Below are 22912 nucleotides of genomic sequence, written 5' to 3'. Positions count from 1 at the left end.
ATACGTGACATAAGTGGCCTCACTGAGTGGTCCGGCTTCGGTTCGACTTCGCCCCTGAATGCCCCCCTCGTTGGCCGCTGCCCTGGCGAGCCAGGTCATTATGGGGACCGCCGAGCGCACCGGGCAACGAACGTCCGTGCTACTGCCGGGGCGGTGCCGGTGGCGTTCCGCGGGGCGGGAGGACGTACGCCCCCAGCTGTCGGTGCACCCGCTCGGGCCCCTCCCGCGCAGCCGGGACCAGGCACAAGGCCGCCCTGCCGGGACGGAGGGCAAGGGCATTGCCGATCCAGATGATCAGTTGAATTCGCCATCTGTGGCGGCAAGTGCCCCCATTGGGATTTGAAAGAAGTCATTTGTCGCCACGGAAAAGCGGGTCGATCGATTCCATCGGGCGCATTTCGGTCGTGACGCATGTCACCCAGATTCGAGGTGTGCGCAGGACAGGCGCAGACTGGAAAGCGCGGGGTCCCCGAGAGAGCGGACCCCGGCAGGGAGGTTCCCGAGGCCCCGCGGCGGATCGGTCGTGGAGGAATCATGACGGCAGTCACGCGGACGGATGCACCCGTCGAGATCGAGGGCAGCGGCGTCGAACTGCGCATGCGGGACATCGGCGGCGACACGGAGGTCGCCTTCGTCCGGTTCCCCAAGGGAACGGACATGCGGCCGGCCCTCAAGGACGAGCCCGACGGCCTGTGCCAGGTCCCCCACTGGGGCTACATGTTCAAGGGCCGGCTCGTGATGCACACCAAGGAGGGCGACAGGGCCTACGAGGAGGGCGAGGCCTTCTACTGGGCGCCGGGTCACGCACCGGAAGCGCTTGAGGACTGTGAGTACGTGGACTTCTCGCCCAAGAAGGACTTCGAGCAGGTCATCAGCCACGTGAAGTCGAACCTCGGCTGACCGCGGCTCAGATTCCCCGACGGGCAGGGAAGCCGGAGGCAACCTTTCCCGGCACGGCGACCACACATGAGTCGGAGCCCCCTTCGCGGGGGCTCCGCACGAACCACGTGTTCTCCCGAACCACGTACGTTACGTAAGGACTCATCCGTGGCCTCTGCCTACTCGCGCCCGTCCCACCGCCGGTCCCTCCGCAGGCGCCGTACCCTCGTGGTCTCCGCCGCCGCCGTGGCCGCCGCTGTCGGCGTTGGCGTCCTCGTGGTGAACGCCAACGCCGGGCCCGTGGACCTCTACCACCAGGTGCTGCCCGCGAAGGACGGCTGGGCGGCGGCCGGCTCCGGCACGACCGGCGGTACGAAGGCCGACGCCGCGCACACCTTCACGGTGTCCACCCGGGCGCAGCTGGTGAAGGCGCTGGGCTCCGCCACGGACACCGCCCCCCGGATCATCAAGATCAAGGGCATGATCAACGCCAACAGCAACGCCTCCGGCAAGAAGCTGACCTGCGCGGACTACGCCTCCGGCACCGGCTACTCGCTCTCCGCCTACCTCAAGGCGTTCCATCCGGCGACCTACGGCAAGAAGGCGCCGAAGGGCCCCCAGGAGACCGCACGCAAGGCCGCCGCGGTCAAGCAGAAGAAGAACATCGTCTTCAGGGTGCCGTCCAACACCACCATCGTCGGCGTCCCCGGCACCAAGGCCGGCATCCTCGGCGGCAGTGTCCTGGTCCAGAACGTCAAGAACGTCATCATGCGCAACCTCACCTTCGCCGACACCCGGGACTGCTTCCCGCAGTGGGACCCGACCGACGGCTCGTCCGGCGAGTGGAACTCCAACTACGACTCCGTCTCGTTGCGCGGCGCGACCAACGTCTGGGCCGACCACAACACGTTCACCGACGCGCCGACCTTCGACAAGACCCAGGCGACGCACTTCGGCCGCAAGTACCAGGTCCACGACGGCGCCCTCGACATCACCAACGGCTCCGACCTGGTGACCGTCGAGCGCAACCGGTTCCTCAACCACGACAAGACGATGCTGATCGGCTCCAGCGACACCGACTCCAAGGGCAAGCTGCGCGTCACCATCCACCACAACGTGTGGAAGGGCATCGGCCAGCGCGCCCCGCTGGCCCGCATCGGCCGGATCCACCTCTACAACAACGTCTACGACACCACCACGGTCAACGGCTACGCCTCCAGGTACAGCATCGACAGCCGGGCGAAGGCCCAGGTCGTCGCCGAGCGCAACGTCTGGAAGATCCCCGCCGGCGCGAAGGCCGCCAGGCTGCTGAGCGGCGACGGCACGGGCTCGGTCGCCGGCACGGGCAACCTCGTCAACGGCAAGGCCACCGACATCGTCGCCGCGTACAACGCCGCGAACTCCTCGAAGAAGCTGAAGACCACCGCCAACTGGAAGCCGACCCTCACGTCCGGCCTCCAGGCCTCGGTCAGGAACCTGCTGACCGACCTGACGAGCACGACGGGCGCGGGCACCCTCTCGTAGCCGACCCGGTCCACCGAGGACGTGACGCCGCCCGGCCACCCCTTCTCCGGTGGCCGGGCGGCGTCACTGTGGCAATGGTCCTGGCCACCAACGGGTACGGGAGCAGCGTGACGGCCCAGCGCCTTCTGCGGGCCGCCGTCGACGCCCACGCCGACCAGACCACCCGCATCACGCATCACGCGAGGCGCATGACGTCGTTCTCAGGAGCCAGGAGCCAGGAGCCAGGAGCCAGGAGCCAGGAGCCAGGAGCCAGGAGCCAGGAGCCAGGAGCCAGGAGCCAGCGGAAATGGTCTGCGAGGGGCTCCACCGTGTGAGGATCACGCAGCACTCTTGTCGGTGCGTCGGCGCCGGGCGAAGAAGCGCCTCTTCACCGGGCCTGTGCCTCGGTGTGCCGGGACTACTCATCCGCGAAGACCGCGTCGGCGGAGGAGGCGGTGAGGGCCCGGTCGAGCCATTGGCGCAGAACGTCGAGGTCGTCGCAGGCGGCGATGCGTTCCCGTGCCTCGTCGGGGATGTCGAGGCCGCGCCGCTCCAAGATGAACAGGATGTCCTCGGCGCGGCCCTCGGCGCGGCCCTCGGCGCGGCCCTTGGCGCGGCCCTTGGCCTGGGCTTCGTCGCGGACTTCTTCGAAGAGGGGCGACTTGTAGAAAGAGAGGTCCACGGCCACCAGTTTCCTCCATAGTGCTGCGGCGGGCAGCTTGCCCAGGCCCTGTGAGATGAATTCGATGATGGGGTTCTTGACCGAGTCAGGAGTGTCCTGCAGAACGGTCGTCATTGCTTTTAGTATGGCCCCGATGTCCGGGTTCTTGCCGTGGGTGATCGTGGACAGTGTGGCGACGGCGAGGTCCTTGCGGACTTCGGCGGGGTCGGTGATCACCGGCATGTTGTGTGGACCCGCGACGAGCGGGCGCAGGGTGAGCAGAGGCCACTGGCGAGGGCCGAAGCGGACCTCTCGTGCCGCCCATTCGGCGGTCGCGCGGTCCTGGCAGACGACCAGCAGTATCGGCTGCAGCCGGTACTTCGTGAGCAGGTACGAGGCGTAGTACGCCCAGCTCGCGGGCTTGGCCGGGTCCTTCTTGCCCTGGGCCTCCACGGCGAGGAGAAGAGGCTCGTCGTCCTCCGTCTCCAGCCGCAGCAGCGTGTCGAGCCGGCGTTCGAGCGGGCGGGTCTCAGTCACGTCGGTCGGCAGGATGGCGACCGACGTGGGTGGGGCGAAGTCGACGCCGAGCACCTCGGAGAGCCGGGAGAAGAGGTCCGGGTACTCCTGGAAGATGCGGTGCATCGCCTCGTGGGGCGAGCTGACCATGAGGGTTTCCTGTGGGAGGAGGTACGGGAAAGCGTGGGTGATGCTGCCTTTGGCACATGCCTATGGCAGATGCTTGCGAAAGCTTAGGGCGGCAACGCGGCCTGGAATGAGCTCAGTTGGCGATATTCACCCGCAGGGGTGAGCCTGCGGTGTTCTGTCAGAAGGTCGTGACGGCGGGTGGCTGGCGCTCGCGGCAGTCGCGGCAGCGTGCGCCGATGTGCACGGCCACCTCGGCGAGCAGGGTGTTGAGCCGGTTGGCGCGCGCCAGCACGCCGTGCACCGCGAAGTGACTGATCTCCTGCAGACGACGGAAGGCGACCGCCGCCGCGAGCGCCGCGAGCACGCATCCGAAAAGCAGACAACCAGGGGCCCGGTGACGTCGTACGACGTCACCGGGCCTCTTTTCTGATGCCGGGGCCTTACGCGGCGGGCTCGCCGCCGAAGCGGTCCTTGTACGCCTCCAGGTCGTCCTCCGTCAGCTTGGCGAAGAGGACCGGGGGGACGGTGAAGGGGGTGCCGGCCGGGACGGAGTCGAGGGCCCTGGCCTCCTCCGGCGTGACCCAGGTGGCCGTGTCGTCCCTGAGGGCGAAGGCGGTGCGCATGGCGGCCGAGGAGACCGGGATGAACGGCGCGGAGACCACCGCGTAGAGGTGGATGAGGTTCATGGCGGTGCGGAGGGTGAGGGCCGCGCCGTCCTGGTCGGTCTTGATCTGCAGCCAGGGGGCCTTCTCCTCCAGGTAGGAGTTGCCCGCCGACCACAGGGCGCGCAGGGCCGTGGCGGCCTTGCGGAACTGGAGGGCCTCCATCTGCGACTCGTACTCGGTGAGAAGGCGGGTGATCTCCTCGCCGAGCCGCGCCTCCGGCTCGCCGGGCGCCGCGCCGGCCGGCACCTCGTCGCCGAAGCGCTTGCGGGAGAAGGACAGGACGCGGTTGACGAAGTTGCCGAGGGTGTCGGCGAGGTCCTTGTTGACCGTGGCGGTGAAGTGCTCCCAGGTGAAGGACGAGTCGTCCGACTCGGGCGCGTTGGCGATCAGGAAGTAGCGCCAGTAGTCCGCCGGAAGGATCTCCAGGGCCTGGTCGGTGAAGACGCCCCGCTTCTGCGAGGTGGAGAACTTCCCGCCGTAGTACGTCAGCCAGTTGAAGGCCTTGACGTAGTCGACCTTCTTCCACGGCTCACGGATGCCCAGCTCGGTGGCCGGGAACATCACCGTGTGGAAGGGGACGTTGTCCTTCGCCATGAACTGCGTGTAGCGGACGGGGTTGTCGCCGGAGTCCGCCTCGTACCACCAGGACTTCCAGCCCCGGGTCTCGTCGTCCGGGGCGGCGTCCGACCACTCCTTCGTCGCGCCGATGTACTCGATCGGGGCGTCGAACCAGACGTAGAAGACCTTGCCCTCGGCCGCCAGTTCCGGCCAGGTGTCGGCCGGGACCGGTACGCCCCAGTCCAGGTCACGGGTGATGGCGCGGTCGTGCAGGCCCTCGTTCAGCCACTTGCGGGCGATGGAGGACGACAGCTGTGGCCACTCCTCCTCGTGCGCGGCGACCCAGGCCTCCACCTCGTGCTGGAGCTTGGACTGGAGGAGGAAGAGGTGCTTGGTCTCGCGGACCTCCAGGTCGGTGGAGCCGGAGATCGCCGAGCGCGGGTCGACGAGGTCGGTGGGGTCGAGGACGCGGGTGCAGTTCTCGCACTGGTCGCCGCGGGCCTTGTCGTAGCCGCAGTGCGGGCAGGTGCCCTCGACGTAGCGGTCCGGGAGGAAGCGGCCGTCGGCGGGCGAGTACACCTGGCGGATGGCCCGCTCCTCGATGAACCCGTTCTCCTTCAGGCGGCGCGCGAAGTGCTGGGTGATCTCGACGTTCTGCGGGCTGGAGCTGCGGCCGAAGTAGTCGAACGCGAGCGCGAAACCGTCGTAGACGGCCTTCTGCGCGTCGTGCGCCTGCGCGCAGAACTCGGCGACGGGGAGCCCCCGCTCCTTCGCGGCCAGCTCGGCCGGCGTGCCGTGCTCGTCCGTCGCGCAGATGTACAGGACGTCGTGGCCGCGCTGGCGGAGGTACCGGGCGTACACGTCCGCCGGGAGCATGGACCCCACCATGTTGCCCAGGTGCTTGATCCCGTTGATGTACGGAAGGGCGCTGGTGATGAGGTGTCGAGCCATCGCGGGCTGCTCCCAGGTCGTTGCGTGGGGTGACGGGTGTCGATTTCGGCTGTGCCGTGCCGCCGGGGCCGTCGTACGAACCTTGGAATCGTAGTCGACGGGGGCGGGCGGGAATGATCGTCCGTCCGGGGTCGCGAGTGGACGCTCGCGCACTGGTATATACCGTGAGTGCTGCACGTCTGTATCGGGGAGGTCTGTATGTCGAAGCTGCTCATCGAGGTCGACGACGAGGCTCTGGCGGAAGCCCAGGAACTGCTCGGCACGAAGACCAAGAAGGACACCGTCAACACCGCGCTGTGAGAACGCGAGGGGGACCGAGCCCCGGTCACCTCCCTCACGCTCACGTTCGTGACTACGCGCTCGGCTTCTCCTCCAGACGCGGGAAGAGCACCGCGCCCTTGGTGACCGTCGCGCCCGCCGGGAGCCGGCCCCAGGCGGCGGCGTCTGCGACCCTCTGGTCGGAGAGCGCGCCGAGAACGGCGTCCGCGCCGAGGGAGTCCCAGAGCTTCTGCGAGGTGTCCGGCATGACCGGGTTGAGCAGGACCGCCACCGCGCGGAGCGACTCCGCGGCCGTGTAGAGGATCGTCGCCAGGCGGGCCCGGCCCTCCGGTGAATCGTCCTTGGCCACCTTCCACGGCTCCTGTTCCGTGATGTAGCCGTTGACCTGCTTCACGAAGTCGAAGATCGCCAGGATGCCGCCCTGGAAGTCCAGGTCGTCGCCGATACGGCGGTCGGCCTCGGCCACCGCCTCGGCCAGGCCGCCCTGGATCGCCTTCTCGGCCTCGCCTGCGGCCGTCGCCTCCGGCAGTGTGCCGCCGAAGTACTTGCCGACCATCGCGGCCACGCGCGACGCGAGGTTGCCGTAGTCGTTCGCCAGCTCGCTCGTGTAACGGGCGGAGAAGTCCTCCCAGGAGAACGAGCCGTCCTGGCCGAACGCGATGGCGCGCAGGAAGTACCAGCGGTACGCGTCCACACCGAAGTGCGACGTCAGGTCCTGCGGCTTGATGCCCGTCAGATTCGACTTCGACATCTTCTCACCGCCGACCATCAGCCAGCCGTTGGCCGCGACCTTGCCCGGTAGCGGGAGGTTCTGCGCCATCAGCATCGCGGGCCAGATGATCGCGTGGAAGCGGAGGATGTCCTTGCCGACCAGGTGCACGTCGGCGGGGAAGGTGTTCTCGAACTTCTCCGGGTTCTCGTTGTAGCCGACCGCCGTCGCGTAGTTCAGCAGCGCGTCGATCCACACGTAGATCACGTGCTTGTCGTCCCACGGGACCGGGACACCCCAGTCGAAGGTGGAACGGGAGATGGAGAGGTCCTGGAGGCCCTGGCGGACGAAGTTCACGACCTCGTTGCGCGCCGACTCGGGCTGGATGAAGTCCGGGTTCGCCTCGTAGTGGGCGAGCAGCTTCTCGCCGTACTCACTGAGCTTGAAGAAGTAGTTCTCCTCCTTGAGGATCTCCACCGGCTTCCTGTGGATGGCACACAGCCTCGTGCCGTCCTCGGCCTCGATGAGGTCGCCGGGAAGCTTGTACTCCTCACAGCCCACGCAGTACGGGCCCTCGTAGCCGCCCTTGTAGATCTCGCCCTTGTCGTGGAGGTCCTGGACGAACTCCTGGACGCGGTCCGTGTGACGCTTCTCCGTCGTACGGATGAAGTCGTCGTTCGCGATCTCCAGGTGTTCCCAGAGGGGCTTCCAGGCTTCGTCGACGAGCTTGTCCGCCCACTCCTGCGGGCTGACGCCGTTCGCCTCCGCGGTGCGCATGATCTTCTGACCGTGCTCGTCCGTGCCGGTGAGATACCACACCCGCTCGCCGCGCTGACGGTGCCAGCGGGTGAGCACGTCGCCTGCGACGGTCGTATAGGCGTGGCCCAGGTGAGGAGCGTCGTTGACGTAATAAATGGGGGTGGAGACGTAGTACGCCTTCCTGCCCTGCTTCTCGGATCCAGTGGCCGCCATGGGCGAAATCCTACTGGCCCGGGGGAACGCCCTCACGCCGATTGCGGGCGGGAGGATTACGTGGACAGGGCCCGGGGTAGTGCCGGGCCCTGTCGGTCGATGTGCGGAAGGTTCTCCGTGCTCTCCGAGCGGGCTACGGGCGCCAGTTCGCCAACAGGCCCTCGTAGACCTCGGCGTCCGTCAGCTCCCGCGGGGTCTCGCCGGCGAGGAAGTGGGACGTGTTGTCCGTCCTCAGCTTGCGGAGGTAGTCGAAGGCCCTGTTCTCCGGGTCACCGAACGCCACGAACGCGAAGTGGACGTCCGGGTGGTTCTTCGCGGCGTCCGCGAGCGCCTGGTTCGCCGGGGTCTTGGCGTCGGGGGCGCCGTCGGTCTGGAAGACGACCAGTGCGGGGGTGCCGGCTTTCGCCGCCTTGCGGTGCTGGGCGAGCACCTCCTCGACGGCGACGTGGTAGCTGGTACGCCCCATGCGCCCGAGTCCGGCGTGCAGGTCGTCCACCTTGTTCTCGTACGCGTCGAGGGTGAGCTCGCCGGTGCCGTCGAGTTCGGTCGAGAAGAAGACGACGGGGACGCTGGTGGCCTCGGGGTCGAGGTGGGCGGCGAGCGCCAGCGTCTGCTCTCCGAGCGCCTGGGCCGAGCCGTCCTTGTAGTACGCCCGCATCGACGCGGACCTGTCCAGCACGAGGTACACCTTGGCGCGGGCGGCTGCGAGGTCCCGCTTGTCGAGTACGGCCCGTGCGGCGCCGTACGCGGAACGCAGGCTCGCGGGCACCGCGACCTCGGCTCCGCCTTCGGTCACGTCCGTTTGTCCGACCGCACCACCCGTGCCGCTTTCGTCGTCGGGTGCGGGTGACTCCCGCGGGGTGCCGTCGCCGTCGGCGACCGCGGGCTCGGGGGTGGCTTCCACGGCCGCCGCCACGGGTCCGGGAACGGCCACCGGCTCAGGGGCGTCCTCGGGCTCGGAGGCGGCCACCGGCTCGGGCTCCGGGGCGGCTTCCGGTTCCTTCGCGGCTTCCGGCTCGGGCGCGGGCTCCGGCTTGACGACGGCCTCGGGCTGGGAGGCAGGAACCGCCTCGGCCTCGGGCTCCGGCTCCGCCCCTGCCACAGGCTCGACCTCGGGCGCGGGCTCCGCCTCGGCCTCCTTCGCGGCCACCGGCTCAGGCTCAGCTTTCGCAGCCGCCTCGGGCTCCGGCTCGGCCGTCACGACCGGCTCCGGCTCGGTGGCCGGTGCTACGGCCGCAGCGTCCGCTTCCGCTTCCGGCTCCGCTTCGGCCACCGGTGCCACAGACTCGTCCGCAGGCTCCGGCTCAGCCTCCACCTCGGTCTTCGACGACGCGGGTTCTACCTCGGCCTTCGCCTCGACCGCAGGCTCCGGCTCAGCCTCGACCGCCGGCGCCGCGGGCTTGACCTCGGCAGCGGACTCCTCGGACTCGGCGGACGCCTTGGGCTCAGGCTCGACGACCGGCGTCTCCGCCTCCGCCTTTGCCGGCAGCTCAGCCTCAGCCTCAGCCTTGGCCTTCGGCTCTACCTCCGTCTCCGCCCTGCTCCCGGCAGGTTCATCGACTCGCGGCTTCGGCACCGTCACGTTGTCGAAGGCCGCGGAGACGAGATCGACGACGGAGGGGGCCGGGGTGGGGTCGGCGGTGGTGGCCGTCGCCTCGGGCTCGGCCGAGGGGGCCGGAACCTTCGGTTCGGCCTTCGGTTCGGCCTTCGGCGAGGAAACCGGTTCGGTCTCCTTCAAGGAAACCCGCTCCGCCTCCTGCGAAGGAACCGAGTCGCGCCCCTTGCGTGAGCGGCCGAACGCGTTCCGCAGGAGAGAGAGAATGCCCATGTGCGCAACCCTTCGCGTGAGTTGTAGCCCGTCAATCCCTGGCCAGGACGGACACGTAAGGTTAGCGGCCGGGTTTGGTGATCTTCGGCTGGGGCGGGGACTTTCATTATCTCCGTCACCCGGCGCTGTCAACACCGCCTCGACTGCCGCAGTTTCACCCTCTGTTCACCTTCCGTCCGCGTTCTCGAACGCGCGCACCCCTAGTGTCGCGCTCACAACAAAAAGGCACATAAGAGGAACAAGGAGCGCGCTGTGCGCAAGCTGCTGCCCATGATCGGCTCGCACCCCGGCGGCCGTTCCGCCCTGACCTGTCGTTTCCGCTGTGGTGACGCCTGCTTCCACGAGGTGCCGAACACCAGCACCAACGAGTACGTGGGCGACGTCATCGCGACCGCGCTGAGCCGCCGCTCGGTGATGAGGGCCGCCGCCGTCGTCACCGTGGCCGGCGCGGCCGGGACGGCGACCACCCTCGGCACCGCCCCGCCCGCCACCGCGGCCCCCGCGGCAGCCGCCGTCAGCAAGGGCAGAGGCAGGGCCGCCCGGGGGCTCCGGTTCACCGCCGTCGAGCCCAACACCGCCGACACGGTGACCATCCCCGAGGGGTACCGGCAGAACGTCGTCATCCGGTGGGGGGAGCCCATCCTGCGCGGTGCGCCCGCCTTCGACCCGGAGAACCAGACGGGCGCGGCCCAGGCCGGCCAGTTCGGCTACAACAACGACTTCCTGGCGCTGCTCCCGCTCCCCGGCGAGCGCGGCCGAAAGCTCCTGGTCGCCAGCCACGAGTACACCGACGAGATGCTCATGTTCCGGGGGTACGACGCCGCCAACCCGACCCGTGACCAGGTCGAGGTCGCCTGGGCGGCGCACGGGCTGTCCGCCGTGGTCGTGGAGGAGGACCGGCGCACCGGCAGGCTCACCGCCGTGCCCCGGCACCACCTCAACCGGCGCGTCACCGCCACCACCGAGTTCCGGCTGACCGGGCCCGCCGCCGGGTCCGACCTCCTCAGGACCTCCGCCGACCCGACCGGCAGGAAGGTGCTCGGCACGCTCAACAACTGCTCGGGTGGTACGACCCCCTGGGGCACGACCCTCCACGGCGAGGAGAACTTCAACCAGTACTTCGCCAACGGCAGCCGTGCGACGGACAAGCGGTACGGCCTCGGCACCGGCGCCTCGGAGCGCAAGTGGGAGCGGTTCGACGAGCGGTTCGACGTCGCCCGGGAGCCGAACGAGCCGCACCGCTTCGGGTACGTCGTCGAGCTCGACCCGTACGACCCGTCCTCCACGCCGCGCAAGCACACCGCGCTCGGGCGTTTCAAGCACGAGGCCGCGACCATCCGGCTGACCTCGGACGGGCGGCCGGTCGTCTACTCGGGTGACGACGAGCGCTTCGACTACTTCTACAAGTTCGTCAGCAGCAAGCGGATGAAGCGGGGCGGCTCGCGGGCCGTGCGCGAGCACAACCTCTCGCTGCTCGACGAGGGCACGCTCTACGTCGCCAAGCTCACCGGTGACTCCCCGGCGATCGAGGTCGACGGCACGGGCAGGCTGCCGGACGACGGCGAGTTCGACGGCGCCGGTGAGTGGATCCCGCTGGCCACCGCGACCGCCCGGGGTGCCGTCTCGCACGTGGACGGGATGACGGCCGACGAGGTCTTCGTCTTCACCCGGATCGCGGGCGACAAGGTCGGCGCGACCAAGATGGACCGGCCGGAGGACATCGAGCCCAACCCGGTCACCGGCAAGGTCTACGTCGCCCTCACCAACAACACCAACCGGGGTGTCGGCTCCCACCCCGGGGCGGACGAGGCCAACCCGCGCAACGCCAACAAGCACGGCCAGGTCCTCGAACTCACCGAGCACCGCAACCGGCCCGAGAGCACGAGGTTCGGCTGGCTGCTGTTCCTCGTCGCGGGCGACCCCGAGGACCCGGCGACCTACTTCGCGGGTTTCCCGAAGGACGACGTCAGCCCGATCTCCTGCCCGGACAACGTCGCCTTCGACCCGTACGGCAACCTGTGGATCTCCACCGACGGCGCCCGGCTCGGCTCGCACGACGGGCTCTTCGGTGTCGCCACGCGCGGTGGGCGGCGCGGTGAGCTGAAGCAGTTCCTGACCGTGCCGAGCGGCGCCGAGACCTGTGGCCCGATCATCGAGGACCGCCGTGTCCTGGTCGCGGTCCAGCACCCGGGCGAGGTCGACGGTGCCTCCGTCGAGAACCCCAAGAGCACCTGGCCCGACGGCCCCGGCGAGTACGTCCGCCCCGCGGTCGTCGCGGTGTGGCGCGCGGACGGCTGCGACATCGGCGTCTGATCGCGCACACGCGAACGCGGGCCGTCCTCCTGTCGGGCAGGACGGCCCGCACCGGTTCCGCTGGCGTGTCGGTGGAGGGCGGCGCCCTGGTTCATCCGCGTCGGTGGAGGGTGAGGTCGGCGGTGACGGCGTTGTGGTCGGTGCCGGGCAGTTCCCGGAAGCGGACCCCGCGTGCGGAGAAGTCCTTCGCCGAGACGAGGACGTGATCGATCTGGGCGCCGATCCTCGGGGTCGTCCGGGCGGGCCAGGTCGGCCTCCGGTCCTCGCCGACCAGGCGGGCGGTGTCGCTCAGACCCGTGTCGAGGATGCCGCGGAAGGCGGCGTGGTCCTGGGAGGCGTTGAAGTCCCCGGCCATGATGGTCGGGGTCCGGGTGTCCGCCGCCGCGTACGCCCGCAGCGCGCCCAGCTCCCGCCGCCAGGTGTCCAACTGGCCCGGCAGCGGCGGCATGGGGTGCGCCAGCCGCAGCCGTACGGGGTGGCCCTCGATGTCCGCCACGGCACCGGGCATGCCCATGGTGCCGGGGATCGGGTCGGCGGCCTTGAGCGGGTAGCGGCTGAGGATGACGGAGCCGGTGGAGCCGTAGCCCTCGACGGCCTGGCGGTGGGGGTAGTCGGGAGCGTCCTCCGGGCCGCCGCCCCGGTTGTCGTCGAGGTAACCGAAGGCGTCGCGGAGGGCGGCCGAGCAGGTGTACTCGCACTCCTCGACGAAGACGATGTCGGGGCGGTCACGGCGTACGGCGTCGATGAGGGCGTCCGTGCCCCGGCCGAGCTGCACGTTGGACGTCATCACCCGCACCTCGGCCAGCACGGTCCCGCCGGGCTCGCTCGCCCTGCCGTACGGCTCGATGAACCACGCGAGCGCGCCGAGCACGACGACGCCCCAGAGCAGCCCGGTCCACCAGCGGGCGAGGAGGGCGAGGAGGAGGGCGAGGCCGGTGGGCGCGAGGAGCCAGGGCAGGAACGCGAGGAGCTGGGTGACCGGGGTGAAGGCGTCGGTGTCGAGCGCCCGGCAGGCGACGACGGCGGTGACGCCGAGGAGGAGCAGGGCGGCGAGCCGTGCCCTGCCTCGGTGCCGGGGGCGCCGTGCCGGTGGTTCCGGTGACGGCGCCGGCTCCGGCCGCTCGATGGTCGTGCTCTCCACGGGCCGATGCCTTCCCTTCGCCGCCGGGTTCTTCCTCTAGGACGGAGTGGGCGGGGCGAAGGTTGCGAGGGGAGCGGGACGCGCACGGTCCGCACTCGCCCTCGCACGGGTACCTCCGGGCTCTTCCGCGTTCGTCCGCGTCGCTCGCTACCGCGCCGGGTCCGGGGCCGTCGCCAGGGACCACATCACGAAGACCGCGATGGCGATGCAGATCGTGGACCAGACGGGGGCGTAGGGGAGGAACATGAAGTACGCGATGGCGAAGAGGGACGCCAGAGCGATGCCCATCGCGCGGGCCCAGTCGCGGCCCTGCAGGACGCCCCAGCCGACGGTCAGGACGGCGAGCCCGATGACCAGGTGGATCCAGCCCCAGGCGGTGAGGCTGAACTCGAACACGTAGTCGCCGATGTTCGTGTACACGTCGTCCGTGGCGATCCCCGCGATGCCGTTGAGGATGCCCATGACGCCGATGACCATCATGAGGACACCGGCGAAGACCATTCCGCCGAGGGCCCACGACGAGCCGGGCTCCTTCCCGGACGTCGGCGTCTCCCGCGAGGCGGGGTCCGGGCGCGGGGTGGTGCTGTGCTGGGCCATGAGGGCCTCCTCCGACGGATGGACAGCTCATCCGCATGCTCGCGCCGTAGCGGGAGCGCCGCACCCGGTGGAGGCCGAACGGGTGAGGCGGCCCTCGGGCGTGACCGGCGGGCCGGGCTCAGTCCAGCCGGGTCAGGAAGTCCTCCAGCGCCTTGTCGAACTCCGCCGGCCGCTCCAGGTTCGGCAGGTGGGCGGCGCCGTCGACGACGTGCAGGGTGGCGTCGGGGAGGGCGGCGTGCAGGGCCTCGGCGTCGCTGACGGGGGTGTACGCGTCGTCGGCGCCGACGACGGAGCCCGAGACGCCGGGACGGCCGACGGAGCCGGAGCGGTCCGGGTGGGGCGCGGCGGCGGCCCGGCGGGACGACCGGTCGCGGGCGGGGTCCCCCGGGCCCGGTGCCTCCTCGGGCCGGGGGAGGGGCCGCGGGAGTCGGGCGGGTCCGTGGTCGGCGGGTCCTCGGGGGCGGCTCCCGCGGGGCGTTGCGTCAGGCTCGGGCTCGGTTCGGTCGGTCTGTCGGAGCTGGCGGGGGCGTTGCGGGTGCTCGGCGACGTTGTACGAGGTGGCCGGTGAGCCAGGCGGCGCAGGCGATGGTGGTGCCCAGGCCCAGCAGGCCCCAGGTCACGGTGCGGAGGGTGGCGGTGAGGGCGTCGTAGACGGCGCCGGCGGCCTCGGGGGGACGCCCGGGGGCAGGTCGGCGAGGGTGAGGTGGCGGCCCAGCGCGACGGCGACGCCGAGGAGGGCGCCGCCCAGAGCCGTGCCGAGGCCCGTCGCGCAGACGGCCCGGCGGCGCTGCGTGGCGACGAGGATGCCACCGGCGGCCAGTGCGAGAGCGCCGACCGGGAGCCAGAACGCGGCGACTTCGAGCACGCGATACCCCTTCCTGAGCTGTACCAGTTCCGCGGCCGACAGGATCTCGACCTCGGTGTGCGCGACCGGGATGCGATGGGCGAACGGCACGTGGTCGCGCACGAGTTGCCGCTTGACGCGTTCGCCGATGGGCGCGAGGTCGAGCGTCACCGGCCGCCCCTCGCCCCGCCCGGCCCCGCCCCGCCCGCCCGCAGCGCGCCCGCCGTCCGTCCCCCGCCGTCCGTGCCCTCCTCCCGTACCGCCTTCAGGACCGCGTCGTGCGCCGCCCGGTTCGTCATGCGCCACGCCGTGCGGAACGCCTCCGTCCGGGTGAAGGAGCGCGCCGCCTCGTGCGTGAAGTCGCCTACCGGCTCCCGCAGCGGCGGCCCCACCCGGACCTCGCGCAGGATCCCGGCGGCGACCGCGTCCGCGAGGGTGTCCCGTACGTCGGGGTCGGCGGCCAGGGGTGCCGTGATCGCCTCGTACCGCGTCCGGTCCGCGATCTCGTACGTCGCCCACGTGGCCAGTGCGCCCACCGGCGTGAGCAGGCAGGCGAACACGGTCAGCGCGGCCGACAGGGCGCCGCGAGCGCGGTGGGACACCCCTCCAGGCAAGCCCGCCGCCCGCCCGTACGCGAACGCTCCCGCCACCCGTGCCTGCGAATGGCCCCACAGGACAAGCCGAACGGGGAGGGCGGGCCGCCCGCGGGTCCGTCCCTGCCTCACTTCAGCCGGTGGCCCTCCGCGTCCTCGTGCGTGTAGTAGCGGTAGAACGCCACCGCGAACACCGCCGCGGCGACAGCGAGGGAGATGGCCGCGGAGCGCAGCACGCTGTGCTGGGGGGCCTGGCTGTAGAGGAAACCGAAGGCGCAGCCGGCGAAGGCGGCCCAGAGGAGGGCGTGCGGTTCGCGGCGCAGGCGGGGCGCGACGGCCTGCACGGCGAGGTGGAGTGCCGCGAACACGAACGCGGCCGTGAAGCCGAAGAGGAGGTTCCAGCCGGTGATGGGGCCGGCGTCGCGGCTGACGGCCGCCGCCCAGTAGCCGTAGACGAGGCCGAGGACCACGGGCAGGATCCGGTTCGTGAGCGTGTGCGCGCGCTCGCTGAAGACATCGGGTGTGGTGCCGGGTGTGGCGTCACGGGTGGCCGGGTCGGGACGTGTGCCCGGAGTCGTGGGTCCGCCCGTGGGCGCCGGTCCGCCCGGCGTCGACCGCCCGCCCGGAGTGGGTGCCGCTTGAGCCATGGGAGCACTCCTCTCTTCCCTCCCCCGCACCTCTGCGTCCCGACTACCAGGGCACACCCGACACGGGCCGCGGGCAAGTCGGGATGCGGGGTGGTGGCGGTCGTGTTTCGCTGTGGGTCATGCGGATGCCGAGGCCGCGTGTGCGCCGGGAGCCGGACCCCGTCGAGCGGCAGCAGCCGCTGCGGATCCGCGGGCACGGCATCGCCTGGCTTCCCCCGCTGGTGGTGCTGCTCGCCGTACCGGTGGTCGACTGGAGCACCGACGGTGACTTCCGGGTCCTGTCGTGGCTGGTGCTCGTGCCGGGCACGGCCGCCGCGGTCTGCCGGGTGTGGACGACGGCGCTGTTCGCGCTGCTCGCCATGCTCCTGTACGTCGTCGGCGACCACTCCTGGGGGAACCAGGACCGCACCGGGCTGCCGGACTTCGTGCTCGTCGCAGTGGGCGGGGTGCTGTCGGTGCTGGCGTGCGCGGTACGGCTGCGCGGGCAGGAGCGGATGCTGCACATGCGGGCCGTCGTCGACACCACCCGCCGCATCCTGCTGCGCCAGTTGCCGCCGGACGTCGGCGGTCTCGACCACGCGGAGATCTACCTCGCCGCCGACAGCGAGGCCCGCGTGGGCGGCGACTTCTACGACATCCAGCCGAGTCCGCACGGCACCCGCGTCCTCATCGGCGACGTCCAGGGCAAGGGGCTCGCGGCGGTGGAGGCGGCGTCCGTGCTGCTCGGCACGTTCCGTGAGGCCGCGTACCACGAGCCCGATCCGGGCACCGTGGCCGAGCGGCTGGAGACGCGGATGGTGCGGCACGTGCGGTACTGCGCGCACGTCGGCCGCGACGACGCCGAGCGCTTCGCGACCGCCGTGCTGCTCGACTTCCCGCAGCTGCGCAGCGCACGGACCGACCGGGGGCCGGACACCACCGGGCTCGACGAGGTCACCGTGGGCGTCGTCAACTTCGGTCACGAACCCCCGTTCCTGGTCTCCCCCGACGGCGTGCGGCCCCTGCCGCTGTGGGACGGACTGCCGCTGGGGCTCAGCGAGTTGGCGCCGCACGTGTCCCGGACGACCGCGGTCCGACTCGCTGCCGACGAGACGCTGCTCCTGGTCACCGACGGGGTGACGGAGGCGCGTGACGGCGGTGGGGTCTTCTTCCCGCTGCGCGAGTACCTCGTCCGCGCCCTCGCCGCCGGGCCGTCCGTCACCGATCCCGCGACCCTCGTCCGCCTCGTCCGCGACGGCGTCCTGGACCACACCGGCGGGCATCTCGACGACGACACGACGATCTTCGCGGTACGCCGGGCGAGGAACCCGAAGTGAGTGGTCCTTACCCCGTTCGCACGCGCAGCGGTTACCGTGCTGGCTGGCGTACGTGATCGATGGGGAGGGAACGATGCCCGGAACAGTGCTGCTGCTCGCGGCCTCGCCCATGGGCAAGGGGTGCCTGGTGGACGCGGCCTCCGTGCTTCCCGTACTGGCGGCCGTCACGCCCGAGGTGCTGTCCGGCACGGGGACGGCGAACGTGGTCGAGCTGGCCGATCCGCTGGAGCCGCAGGCCGTCCTCACCCGGCTGCGCGCCGCCGCCACGGCGCCGGGGCCGCTGACCGTGTTCCTCACGGGGCAGCTCCAACTCGACCGCAAGCAGCGGCTGGTACATCTGGCGCTGGCGCGTACGACGCCGGCGACCGTGCGCTACACGGCGTTTCCCTGGCAGTGGCTCGTGGAGGAACTGCGGCTGCGTACGCCGGGGTCCACGACGTTGTTCCTCGATCTGCACGCCGACGCGGAGGTGTGGCGGCAGTTGGCCGGCCGGCCGCTGGGGGCCGGGCCGGGGGTGAGTGTGTACGGGCGGATCGCGCCGCCGGCGGCGGGGGGCCGGCGGGGGCGGCCGTGCCGGGTTACATGAAGACCCTGGCGACGATACTGCGCAGTGGGCAGCGGCCCGAGCCGGCGGCCCTCCACGAGCAGGTGCTCGCGCGGACGGGCGGCTACGACGACCTGGTCCTGGCCTGGGACGCCACCGCCCCCGCCCCGGCCGGCCCCCTCCGAGGCCTCGCCCCCGCCGCGCCCGCCCACCCCCGCCCCCCGGAGGCTGTGCCGCCGGCCCCCCGCCATCGCCCCACGGGCCCGTCCTCGAACGCCGGGCGGGCCGAGGACACCGAGGACGACCGGGAGGCGGCCGTCACCGATCCCCATACCGCCATCACCGCGGCCGTCGAGTCCGGACGTCACGGTGAGGCGGCGGGGATCGCCGTGCGGTGCGAGGAGGGGGCGTTGCGGGAGTTCGGGGAGGGAGCGGAGGAGGTGCTGCACTGGCGGGAGGTGCGGGCGGATCTGGCGATGTTCGCGGGGGACGCGGCGGGGAGCTGCGCGGCCTGGATGGGGGTGGCGCGGGCCCGGCTCGCGGCGGGGCTGCCCGCGCGGGACCCGGTGGTCGAGGCGGCGGTCGACCGGGCGCACCATCAGTGGGGGCTGGTGGCGGACGCCGAGCGGGCCTGTGAACTGGGCCTGGAGCTGGCGGAGTTGCGGGGGCGGGTGCCGGGGCGGCGGGCCGGAGCGGCGGAGCATGTGCGGCAGCGGCTGGCCGAACTGCGGCAGCGGTTCGGGGAGTCGAGGTCGGCCCAGCACGTGCCCGGTTAGCCGAGCCGGTCGATGAGCCGTCGTTCCGTTCGTCGTAGATCGATGAGCCGTCGATCAGGGCGAGCGCCGGGCCGACCTCGGAGGGGGAGTCGTACGGAGCCACACCGTCATGCATGGAGTGGACACCGCACGTTGATCACTTAAGTGGTCGTGGTTCCGGAACGGCTCCGGGTTCGATCGGAGAATGATCAGAATCTCGTCAGCGGTAGGTAAAAACTACCTTCTGTCGCCAGCCATGGGCTACGACGGGGCCGGGGTCCGTACCCTGAACCACGCACCCCCGGCGCCCGGTGAACCCGCTCGTCCGCCGGGCCCGTCCGCGCCGGGGGCGAGGAGACGTACCCGGGGGCGACGCACCGGCCACCCACCGGCCGCCGGCCCGCCGTGCCACTCGGTCAGTTCGCGCACAGTTGGTAGCCCACTCCCCTGACCGTCCGTATGAGCGACTGGCCCGGCACGCCGAGTTTGCGGCGCAGATAGTAGATGTACGTGTCGACGACGCCGGACCCCTCGTCGCGGTGGTTCCAGACGCGTTCCTGGATCTGGCCCCGGGACAGGACGCGGCCGGGGTTCTCCATGAGGTAGCGCAGGAGGGCGAACTCGGTGGTGGTGAGGTCGACGGGGCGGTCGGCGGCCCAGACCTGGTGGGCGTCGGCGTCGAGTTGGATCTGGCCGGCGCGCAGGCGGTTGCGGTCGGGGGTGGGTTGGCGGCTGCCGGCCCGGCGCAGCAGGGCGCGGACACGGGCGGCGACCTCTTTCAACTCGAAGGGCTTGGTGACGAAGTCGTCACCGCCCATGTCGAGGCCGCGCACCCGGTCGTCGACGCCGCTGAGGCCGGTGAGGAAGAGCACGGGGACGTCGTTGCCGCGCTCGCGCAGGGTCCGGCAGACCTCGAAGCCGCCCACGTCGGGGAGGTTGACGTCGAGGAGGATCAGATCGGGGTCGTACCGGGTGACGGCCTGCAGCGCCTGGCGGCCGGTGGCCGCGGCGGTCACCCGGTAGCCGAGGAACTCCAGCGCCATGGTGAGCATGGAGCGGATGCCTTCCTCGTCGTCCACGACGAGCAGCCGCCCGGCGGACGCGGTGGACCCGGCCGATGCGGCTGAGGGAGCGGAGGGCACAGGGGTGGTCATTCCTGTTCCTTTGCGACCGTGACCTCAGGTTGAGGTCTCAAGTTCCGTCGGAGCCGTATCGTCACACGTACCGGCAGGTAAGGGAGAGTCCTTTCCCCACCATTCGGGGTGCCACCCTCCGGGACGCCCCCGAGATCATCGGGCGCAGAGTGCAGCAGCTGCGGACGGAACTGGGCCTCACGCAGCGGCAGTTGGCGGAACCGGCGTACACCCCGGCGTACATCGCTCCGAACGCGGCGCCCTGCACTCCGCCGCCGCCCACCGCCTCCTCGGCATCATCGCCGAGGACACCCGTGACGCGGACGCCGCCGAGGAGCACTACGTGCGCGCGCCGAGCCTGCTGGAACGGGCGGGCGCCGCCGGTGACCTGGCCGACCTGTGCCGGCTGCTGGGGGACCTGTACCGCCGGGGCGGCCGGGTGGAGGCCGCCCTCGACGCCCACCGGCCTCGGCCACCGCACCGCCCCCGGTACCACCACTCTCGGCCCGGCGCCGGCACAGCCGCCTCTTTGACGATTCCGGTGCCGTGCGCAGCGCCGCTCGCTCGCCTCCGCACGTGGAGACCGCGGAGCAACACGGGAAACCCGTACGAGAAGCGGTGACCGGCGTGCGTCGCGGGCCCGTCAGTCGCCGAACCGACTCGACGCGACCACGGCGCCCTTCACGTCGTACACCGTGACCTTGCGGGTCAGGCCCCGCATGTGGTCGGCGTGCGAGACGCCTTCCCCGATGTCCGTCCGCACGTACCAGGCGCCCCACTCCTCGTTCCCGGCCAGCCGCAGGACCGTGCCGTGAAGCTTCCTGCCGTCGTGGAGCTCGATCTCGGCGCCCGCCGCCACGGTCCGGCCGCCGTAGTAGACGCCGGAGAGGAACGCGTAGTCGGAGCCCCATGACGTCTCCTGCACGGAGGCGCCCGGCCGGCTGGTGTCGAGGTTCCCGTCGACCACGCTGCGGAACTCGGGTATGTCGGAGACCTTGGGCTCGTCCCAGTGCTTGCCCTCCTCCGTCAGCCAGATCCGGGTGCCGTCACCGACGTGCACCCGCTCACCCGGTGCGACGACCCGCGCCTTCCCGGCGATCGGCGCCGGGGGCCGCGTGGGCGAGGGCGACGCGCTGGCGCCCGGGGCCGTCGGGGCCATGGGCCGGACGCCGGTGGAGGGGCCGTCGGGGCGCAGGGCCAGCGCGGCGAGCGGGATCAGCAGCAGCCCGCAGCCCGCGCTCAGTGCGGTGGCCCGGCGCCGCCGCCGGCGCCTGCGGCCGTCCCGTTCGATCGCTTCCAGCGGGACGGGCGGCGGCGTGACGTCGGAGGCGGCCTCGGCGAAGGCCGCCCGCAGCAACTGCGCGGTGTCGGGGGCGTATTGGCCGCTTGAACTGAGGCAGAAGCCGGGGCCGGGGCCGAAGCCGGGGCCGAAGCCGGAGCCGACGAATGCGTCCGTTCCCGCGGCCATCCCCGCGTTCGTTCCTGTTCCTGTTCCTGTTCCTGTTCCTGAGTCCGCGCCGGTGCCGGTCGGGTCGGTCCCGGAGGTCGGGTGGTTCATGTGCGGGCTCCGGGGACGGGCGAGGGGGGCGCCGGGGCGAAACGGCGGGAGGGGGAGGCGGTGGCGCCGTGGGCGTCGTCGGTGTGCGGGACGGGGGCGAACACGGGGTGGCCGCGCAGGGTCTGGAGGCCGCGTCGTACATGGGTCTTGACCGTGCCGGGCGAGCAGCCGAGCAGTTGGGCGATCTCGTTCTCGGTCAGGTCCTCCCAGAAGCGCAGCACCAGCACGGACCGCTGGCGGGCTGACAGCGCGGCCAACGCCTGCCTCACGGCGGCCCGCTGGGCGACGGAATCGGCGTGTCCGGCCTGCCGCTCGTGCACCCGCTCCGGCAGGAACGGCGTCAGCAGATGGGCCACACGTCTCTTCCGCACGCGGCTGATGTTGTTGTTGACGAGCGAGCGCCGTACGTAGAAGTCGACGTCGTCACGGGGTATGCGCCACCAGCGGGCGTACACCTTCACCAGGGTGGTCTGGACGAGATCCTCGGCCTCGTGGAAGTCGCCGGTCAGCATGTGCGCGGTCCGCACCAGGCGGGGCCAGGCCGTGGCGGCGTACGCGGCGAAGTCGGCACCCTCGGGTGATCCGGGTTTCTCGTGCGGCACGGACGACGGTCCTCGGGATCGGGTACGGGTATGAGGGAGGAGCGTGCCGTGCGGGAGCGGGGTGGTCGACTCCCGCTCCCGCACGGTCACTTCGGCACGTTGTGCCGGGGCGGTCCGGCCGGGTCAGATCAGCCGCAGCTCGGAGTAGACGCAGCCCTTGGTGTCGTAGACGGTGACACTGCGGAGGAAGTCCTCCCCGGTGTCCCCCGCGGGCAGGTCCGCGATGGCGTACCAGACGCCCCAGCCGGGCTTCCCGGGCAGTTCGATCAGCTTGCCGTGGACCTTGCCCGTGCTGGTGTCGACCACGACGCGGGAGGCGGTGCCCTTGCCGCCGTAGTAGAGGCCGGAGAGGTAGTAGCGCCCCTCGTGGCCGCCCGCCTGGATCGACACCCCCGGCTGGGTGAGGTCGATGTTGCCGTCGACGACGCTGCGGAACTGCGGGTAGTCGGGCAGGGACGGCTCCAGCCAGTGCTTGCCCTCCGCCGTCATCCACAGCTCGAAGCCGGGCGCGGCGACGACGTGCTCACCGGGCTGGACGATGCGCGGGGTCGGCGCCTTCCTGGCCGCCTCGGAGGCCGCCGCCACCGTCCTGTCGTCGGTGCCGTGCGCCGCCTCCCCCTGTGAGACGGCGTACGACATCGTCGGTGCCCCCGCCAGCAGCGTGGTCAGTGCTGCGACGGCGACGTACTTGTGCATCCGTGCCATGGGCATGAACGGACGACCCCCCTAGGTCTGTTGGTCGGGTGCCTTGGTCTGACACCTCTGAAAACGCGGCGTACGTACGGGACGGATGACACCCGCGGCCGGTTTTTTCCGGCGGTCGCCTCAGGGCACTGCCCGCCGTCCAGCGTTCCCGGCTCGGGTTCCGGTCTCCGTGGCCGACCGTGCGGGAGTCCATGAACACCCGGGGCCGCTTGTCGGAGACGACCATCGTGCCGTTCCAGGTCTCCGTGCCGGGCGCGCCCGGCAGTGACCGGGACGCGCTGGGTGGAGCCGTCCTTCTCCACGGTCATGGTGCGGCGGCGCACGTCGACCGCGGCGATCAGCGAGCGGCGATCGTGAAGTGCCGGGTGCGGCCCGCGCCGACCCGGACGGTGACCTCCGTGCCGGGCTTCCAGTGGGCGCGCGTCCGCGTGACGCAGGCGGCGCCGTACGAGGGAGCCGGTCACCCGTACGCCTCTGTGCACTGGTGGGCGGGCCCCGGTGGTGCTGGCGTAGA

General features: G+C 71.3%; 16 protein-coding genes and 5 pseudogenes. 7 read left to right on the top strand and 14 right to left on the bottom strand.

Features of this window, described 5'->3' with window-relative positions; all coding sequences use genetic code 11:
• Nucleotides 1-534: 534 nt before the first annotated feature.
• Together WBG99_RS17040 and WBG99_RS17035 are read left to right on the top strand one after the other, a co-directional pair.
• A complete protein-coding gene (locus tag WBG99_RS17040; protein ID WP_338897125.1) occupies nucleotides 535-900 on the top strand; it encodes a hypothetical protein in 366 nt (121 codons plus the stop codon).
• Nucleotides 901-1047: 147 nt separating this feature from the next.
• The gene (locus WBG99_RS17035; protein WP_338897124.1) at nucleotides 1048-2403 is read left to right on the top strand and encodes a polysaccharide lyase family 1 protein; all 1356 of its coding nucleotides are present in this window, start codon (nucleotides 1048-1050) and stop codon (nucleotides 2401-2403) included.
• Nucleotides 2404-2800: 397 nt separating this feature from the next.
• On the opposite strand, the gene WBG99_RS17030 is transcribed toward WBG99_RS17035, so the two are convergent.
• From WBG99_RS17030 to metG (WBG99_RS17020), 3 genes are all read right to left on the bottom strand, one after another.
• Entirely contained in the window at nucleotides 2801-3709 is a 909-nt protein-coding gene (locus WBG99_RS17030) for a hypothetical protein (RefSeq protein ID WP_338897123.1), read from the bottom strand.
• Between the two features lie 157 nt (nucleotides 3710-3866).
• On the bottom strand, nucleotides 3867-4052 hold the full coding sequence (locus WBG99_RS17025; protein ID WP_338897122.1) for a hypothetical protein: 186 nt from the start codon (nucleotides 4050-4052) through the stop codon (nucleotides 3867-3869).
• A 76-nt stretch (nucleotides 4053-4128) separates the two neighbouring features.
• A complete protein-coding gene (gene metG, locus WBG99_RS17020) occupies nucleotides 4129-5862 on the bottom strand; it encodes a methionine--tRNA ligase (protein WP_338897121.1) in 1734 nt (577 codons plus the stop codon).
• Nucleotides 5863-6060: 198 nt separating this feature from the next.
• Between metG (WBG99_RS17020) and WBG99_RS17015 the strand changes: the two are divergent.
• Nucleotides 6061-6159, top strand: a pseudogene (locus tag WBG99_RS17015) (type II toxin-antitoxin system VapB family antitoxin); the annotation flags it as partial.
• A gap of 55 nt (nucleotides 6160-6214) precedes the next feature.
• On the opposite strand, the gene metG (WBG99_RS17010) reads toward WBG99_RS17015, so the two are convergent.
• Nucleotides 6215-7822, bottom strand: coding sequence for a methionine--tRNA ligase (metG, locus tag WBG99_RS17010; protein ID WP_338897120.1), 1608 nt, complete (start codon nucleotides 7820-7822; stop codon nucleotides 6215-6217).
• Nucleotides 7823-7955: 133 nt separating this feature from the next.
• Complete coding sequence (locus WBG99_RS17005) at nucleotides 7956-9650, bottom strand: VWA domain-containing protein (protein ID WP_338897118.1); 1695 nt, start codon at nucleotides 9648-9650, stop codon at nucleotides 7956-7958.
• A 252-nt stretch (nucleotides 9651-9902) separates the two neighbouring features.
• On the opposite strand from WBG99_RS17005, the gene WBG99_RS17000 reads away from it, so the two are divergent.
• Nucleotides 9903-11963 carry a PhoX family protein gene (locus WBG99_RS17000; RefSeq protein WP_338897117.1) on the top strand — a complete coding sequence of 687 codons (2061 nt, stop codon included), beginning with the start codon at nucleotides 9903-9905 and terminating at the stop codon, nucleotides 11961-11963.
• 91 nt (nucleotides 11964-12054) lie between these two features.
• On the opposite strand, the gene WBG99_RS16995 is transcribed toward WBG99_RS17000, so the two are convergent.
• The 5 genes and pseudogenes from WBG99_RS16995 to WBG99_RS16975 all read right to left on the bottom strand — a co-directional run bounded on the left by WBG99_RS16995 (nucleotide 12055) and on the right by WBG99_RS16975 (nucleotide 15785).
• Nucleotides 12055-13104 (bottom strand): endonuclease/exonuclease/phosphatase family protein, encoded by a 1050-nt coding sequence (locus WBG99_RS16995; protein WP_338897116.1) that lies wholly within the window; start codon nucleotides 13102-13104, stop codon nucleotides 12055-12057.
• A 147-nt stretch (nucleotides 13105-13251) separates the two neighbouring features.
• Entirely contained in the window at nucleotides 13252-13701 is a 450-nt protein-coding gene (locus WBG99_RS16990; RefSeq protein WP_338897115.1) for a hypothetical protein, read from the bottom strand.
• Between the two features lie 118 nt (nucleotides 13702-13819).
• A pseudogene (locus WBG99_RS16985) lies at nucleotides 13820-13990 on the bottom strand (alpha/beta hydrolase); the annotation flags it as partial.
• Between the two features lie 193 nt (nucleotides 13991-14183).
• Nucleotides 14184-15147 (bottom strand): annotated as a pseudogene (locus WBG99_RS16980) (hypothetical protein).
• A 119-nt stretch (nucleotides 15148-15266) separates the two neighbouring features.
• The gene (locus WBG99_RS16975; RefSeq protein ID WP_338897114.1) at nucleotides 15267-15785 is read right to left on the bottom strand and encodes a hypothetical protein; all 519 of its coding nucleotides are present in this window, start codon (nucleotides 15783-15785) and stop codon (nucleotides 15267-15269) included.
• Nucleotides 15786-15904: 119 nt separating this feature from the next.
• On the opposite strand from WBG99_RS16975, the gene WBG99_RS16970 reads away from it, so the two are divergent.
• The gene (locus tag WBG99_RS16970; RefSeq protein WP_338897113.1) at nucleotides 15905-17101 is read left to right on the top strand and encodes a PP2C family protein-serine/threonine phosphatase; all 1197 of its coding nucleotides are present in this window, start codon (nucleotides 15905-15907) and stop codon (nucleotides 17099-17101) included.
• 73 nt (nucleotides 17102-17174) lie between these two features.
• Nucleotides 17175-18421 (top strand): annotated as a pseudogene (locus WBG99_RS16965) (hypothetical protein).
• A 395-nt stretch (nucleotides 18422-18816) separates the two neighbouring features.
• Here WBG99_RS16965 and WBG99_RS16960 read toward each other — a convergent pair.
• Complete coding sequence (locus tag WBG99_RS16960; protein WP_338900368.1) at nucleotides 18817-19479, bottom strand: response regulator transcription factor; 663 nt, start codon at nucleotides 19477-19479, stop codon at nucleotides 18817-18819.
• 301 nt (nucleotides 19480-19780) lie between these two features.
• Here WBG99_RS16960 and WBG99_RS16955 point away from each other — a divergent pair.
• Nucleotides 19781-20066, top strand: a pseudogene (locus WBG99_RS16955) (transcriptional regulator); the annotation flags it as partial.
• Between the two features lie 110 nt (nucleotides 20067-20176).
• Here WBG99_RS16955 and WBG99_RS16950 read toward each other — a convergent pair.
• The 3 genes from WBG99_RS16950 to WBG99_RS16940 all read right to left on the bottom strand — a co-directional run bounded on the left by WBG99_RS16950 (nucleotide 20177) and on the right by WBG99_RS16940 (nucleotide 22404).
• Nucleotides 20177-21001 carry a hypothetical protein gene (locus WBG99_RS16950; RefSeq protein WP_338897112.1) on the bottom strand — a complete coding sequence of 275 codons (825 nt, stop codon included), beginning with the start codon at nucleotides 20999-21001 and terminating at the stop codon, nucleotides 20177-20179.
• Between the two features lie 86 nt (nucleotides 21002-21087).
• The gene (locus tag WBG99_RS16945) at nucleotides 21088-21693 is read right to left on the bottom strand and encodes a SigE family RNA polymerase sigma factor (RefSeq protein WP_338897111.1); all 606 of its coding nucleotides are present in this window, start codon (nucleotides 21691-21693) and stop codon (nucleotides 21088-21090) included.
• A 123-nt stretch (nucleotides 21694-21816) separates the two neighbouring features.
• Entirely contained in the window at nucleotides 21817-22404 is a 588-nt protein-coding gene (locus tag WBG99_RS16940; protein ID WP_338897110.1) for a hypothetical protein, read from the bottom strand.
• Nucleotides 22405-22912: the final 508 nt, after the last annotated feature.

Source organism: Streptomyces sp. TG1A-60 (assembly GCF_037201975.1).
GTDB lineage: Bacteria > Actinomycetota > Actinomycetes > Streptomycetales > Streptomycetaceae > Streptomyces.
The sequence above is the reverse complement of the archived record's forward strand: the minus strand, read 5'-3'. Positions and strand labels throughout refer to the sequence as shown.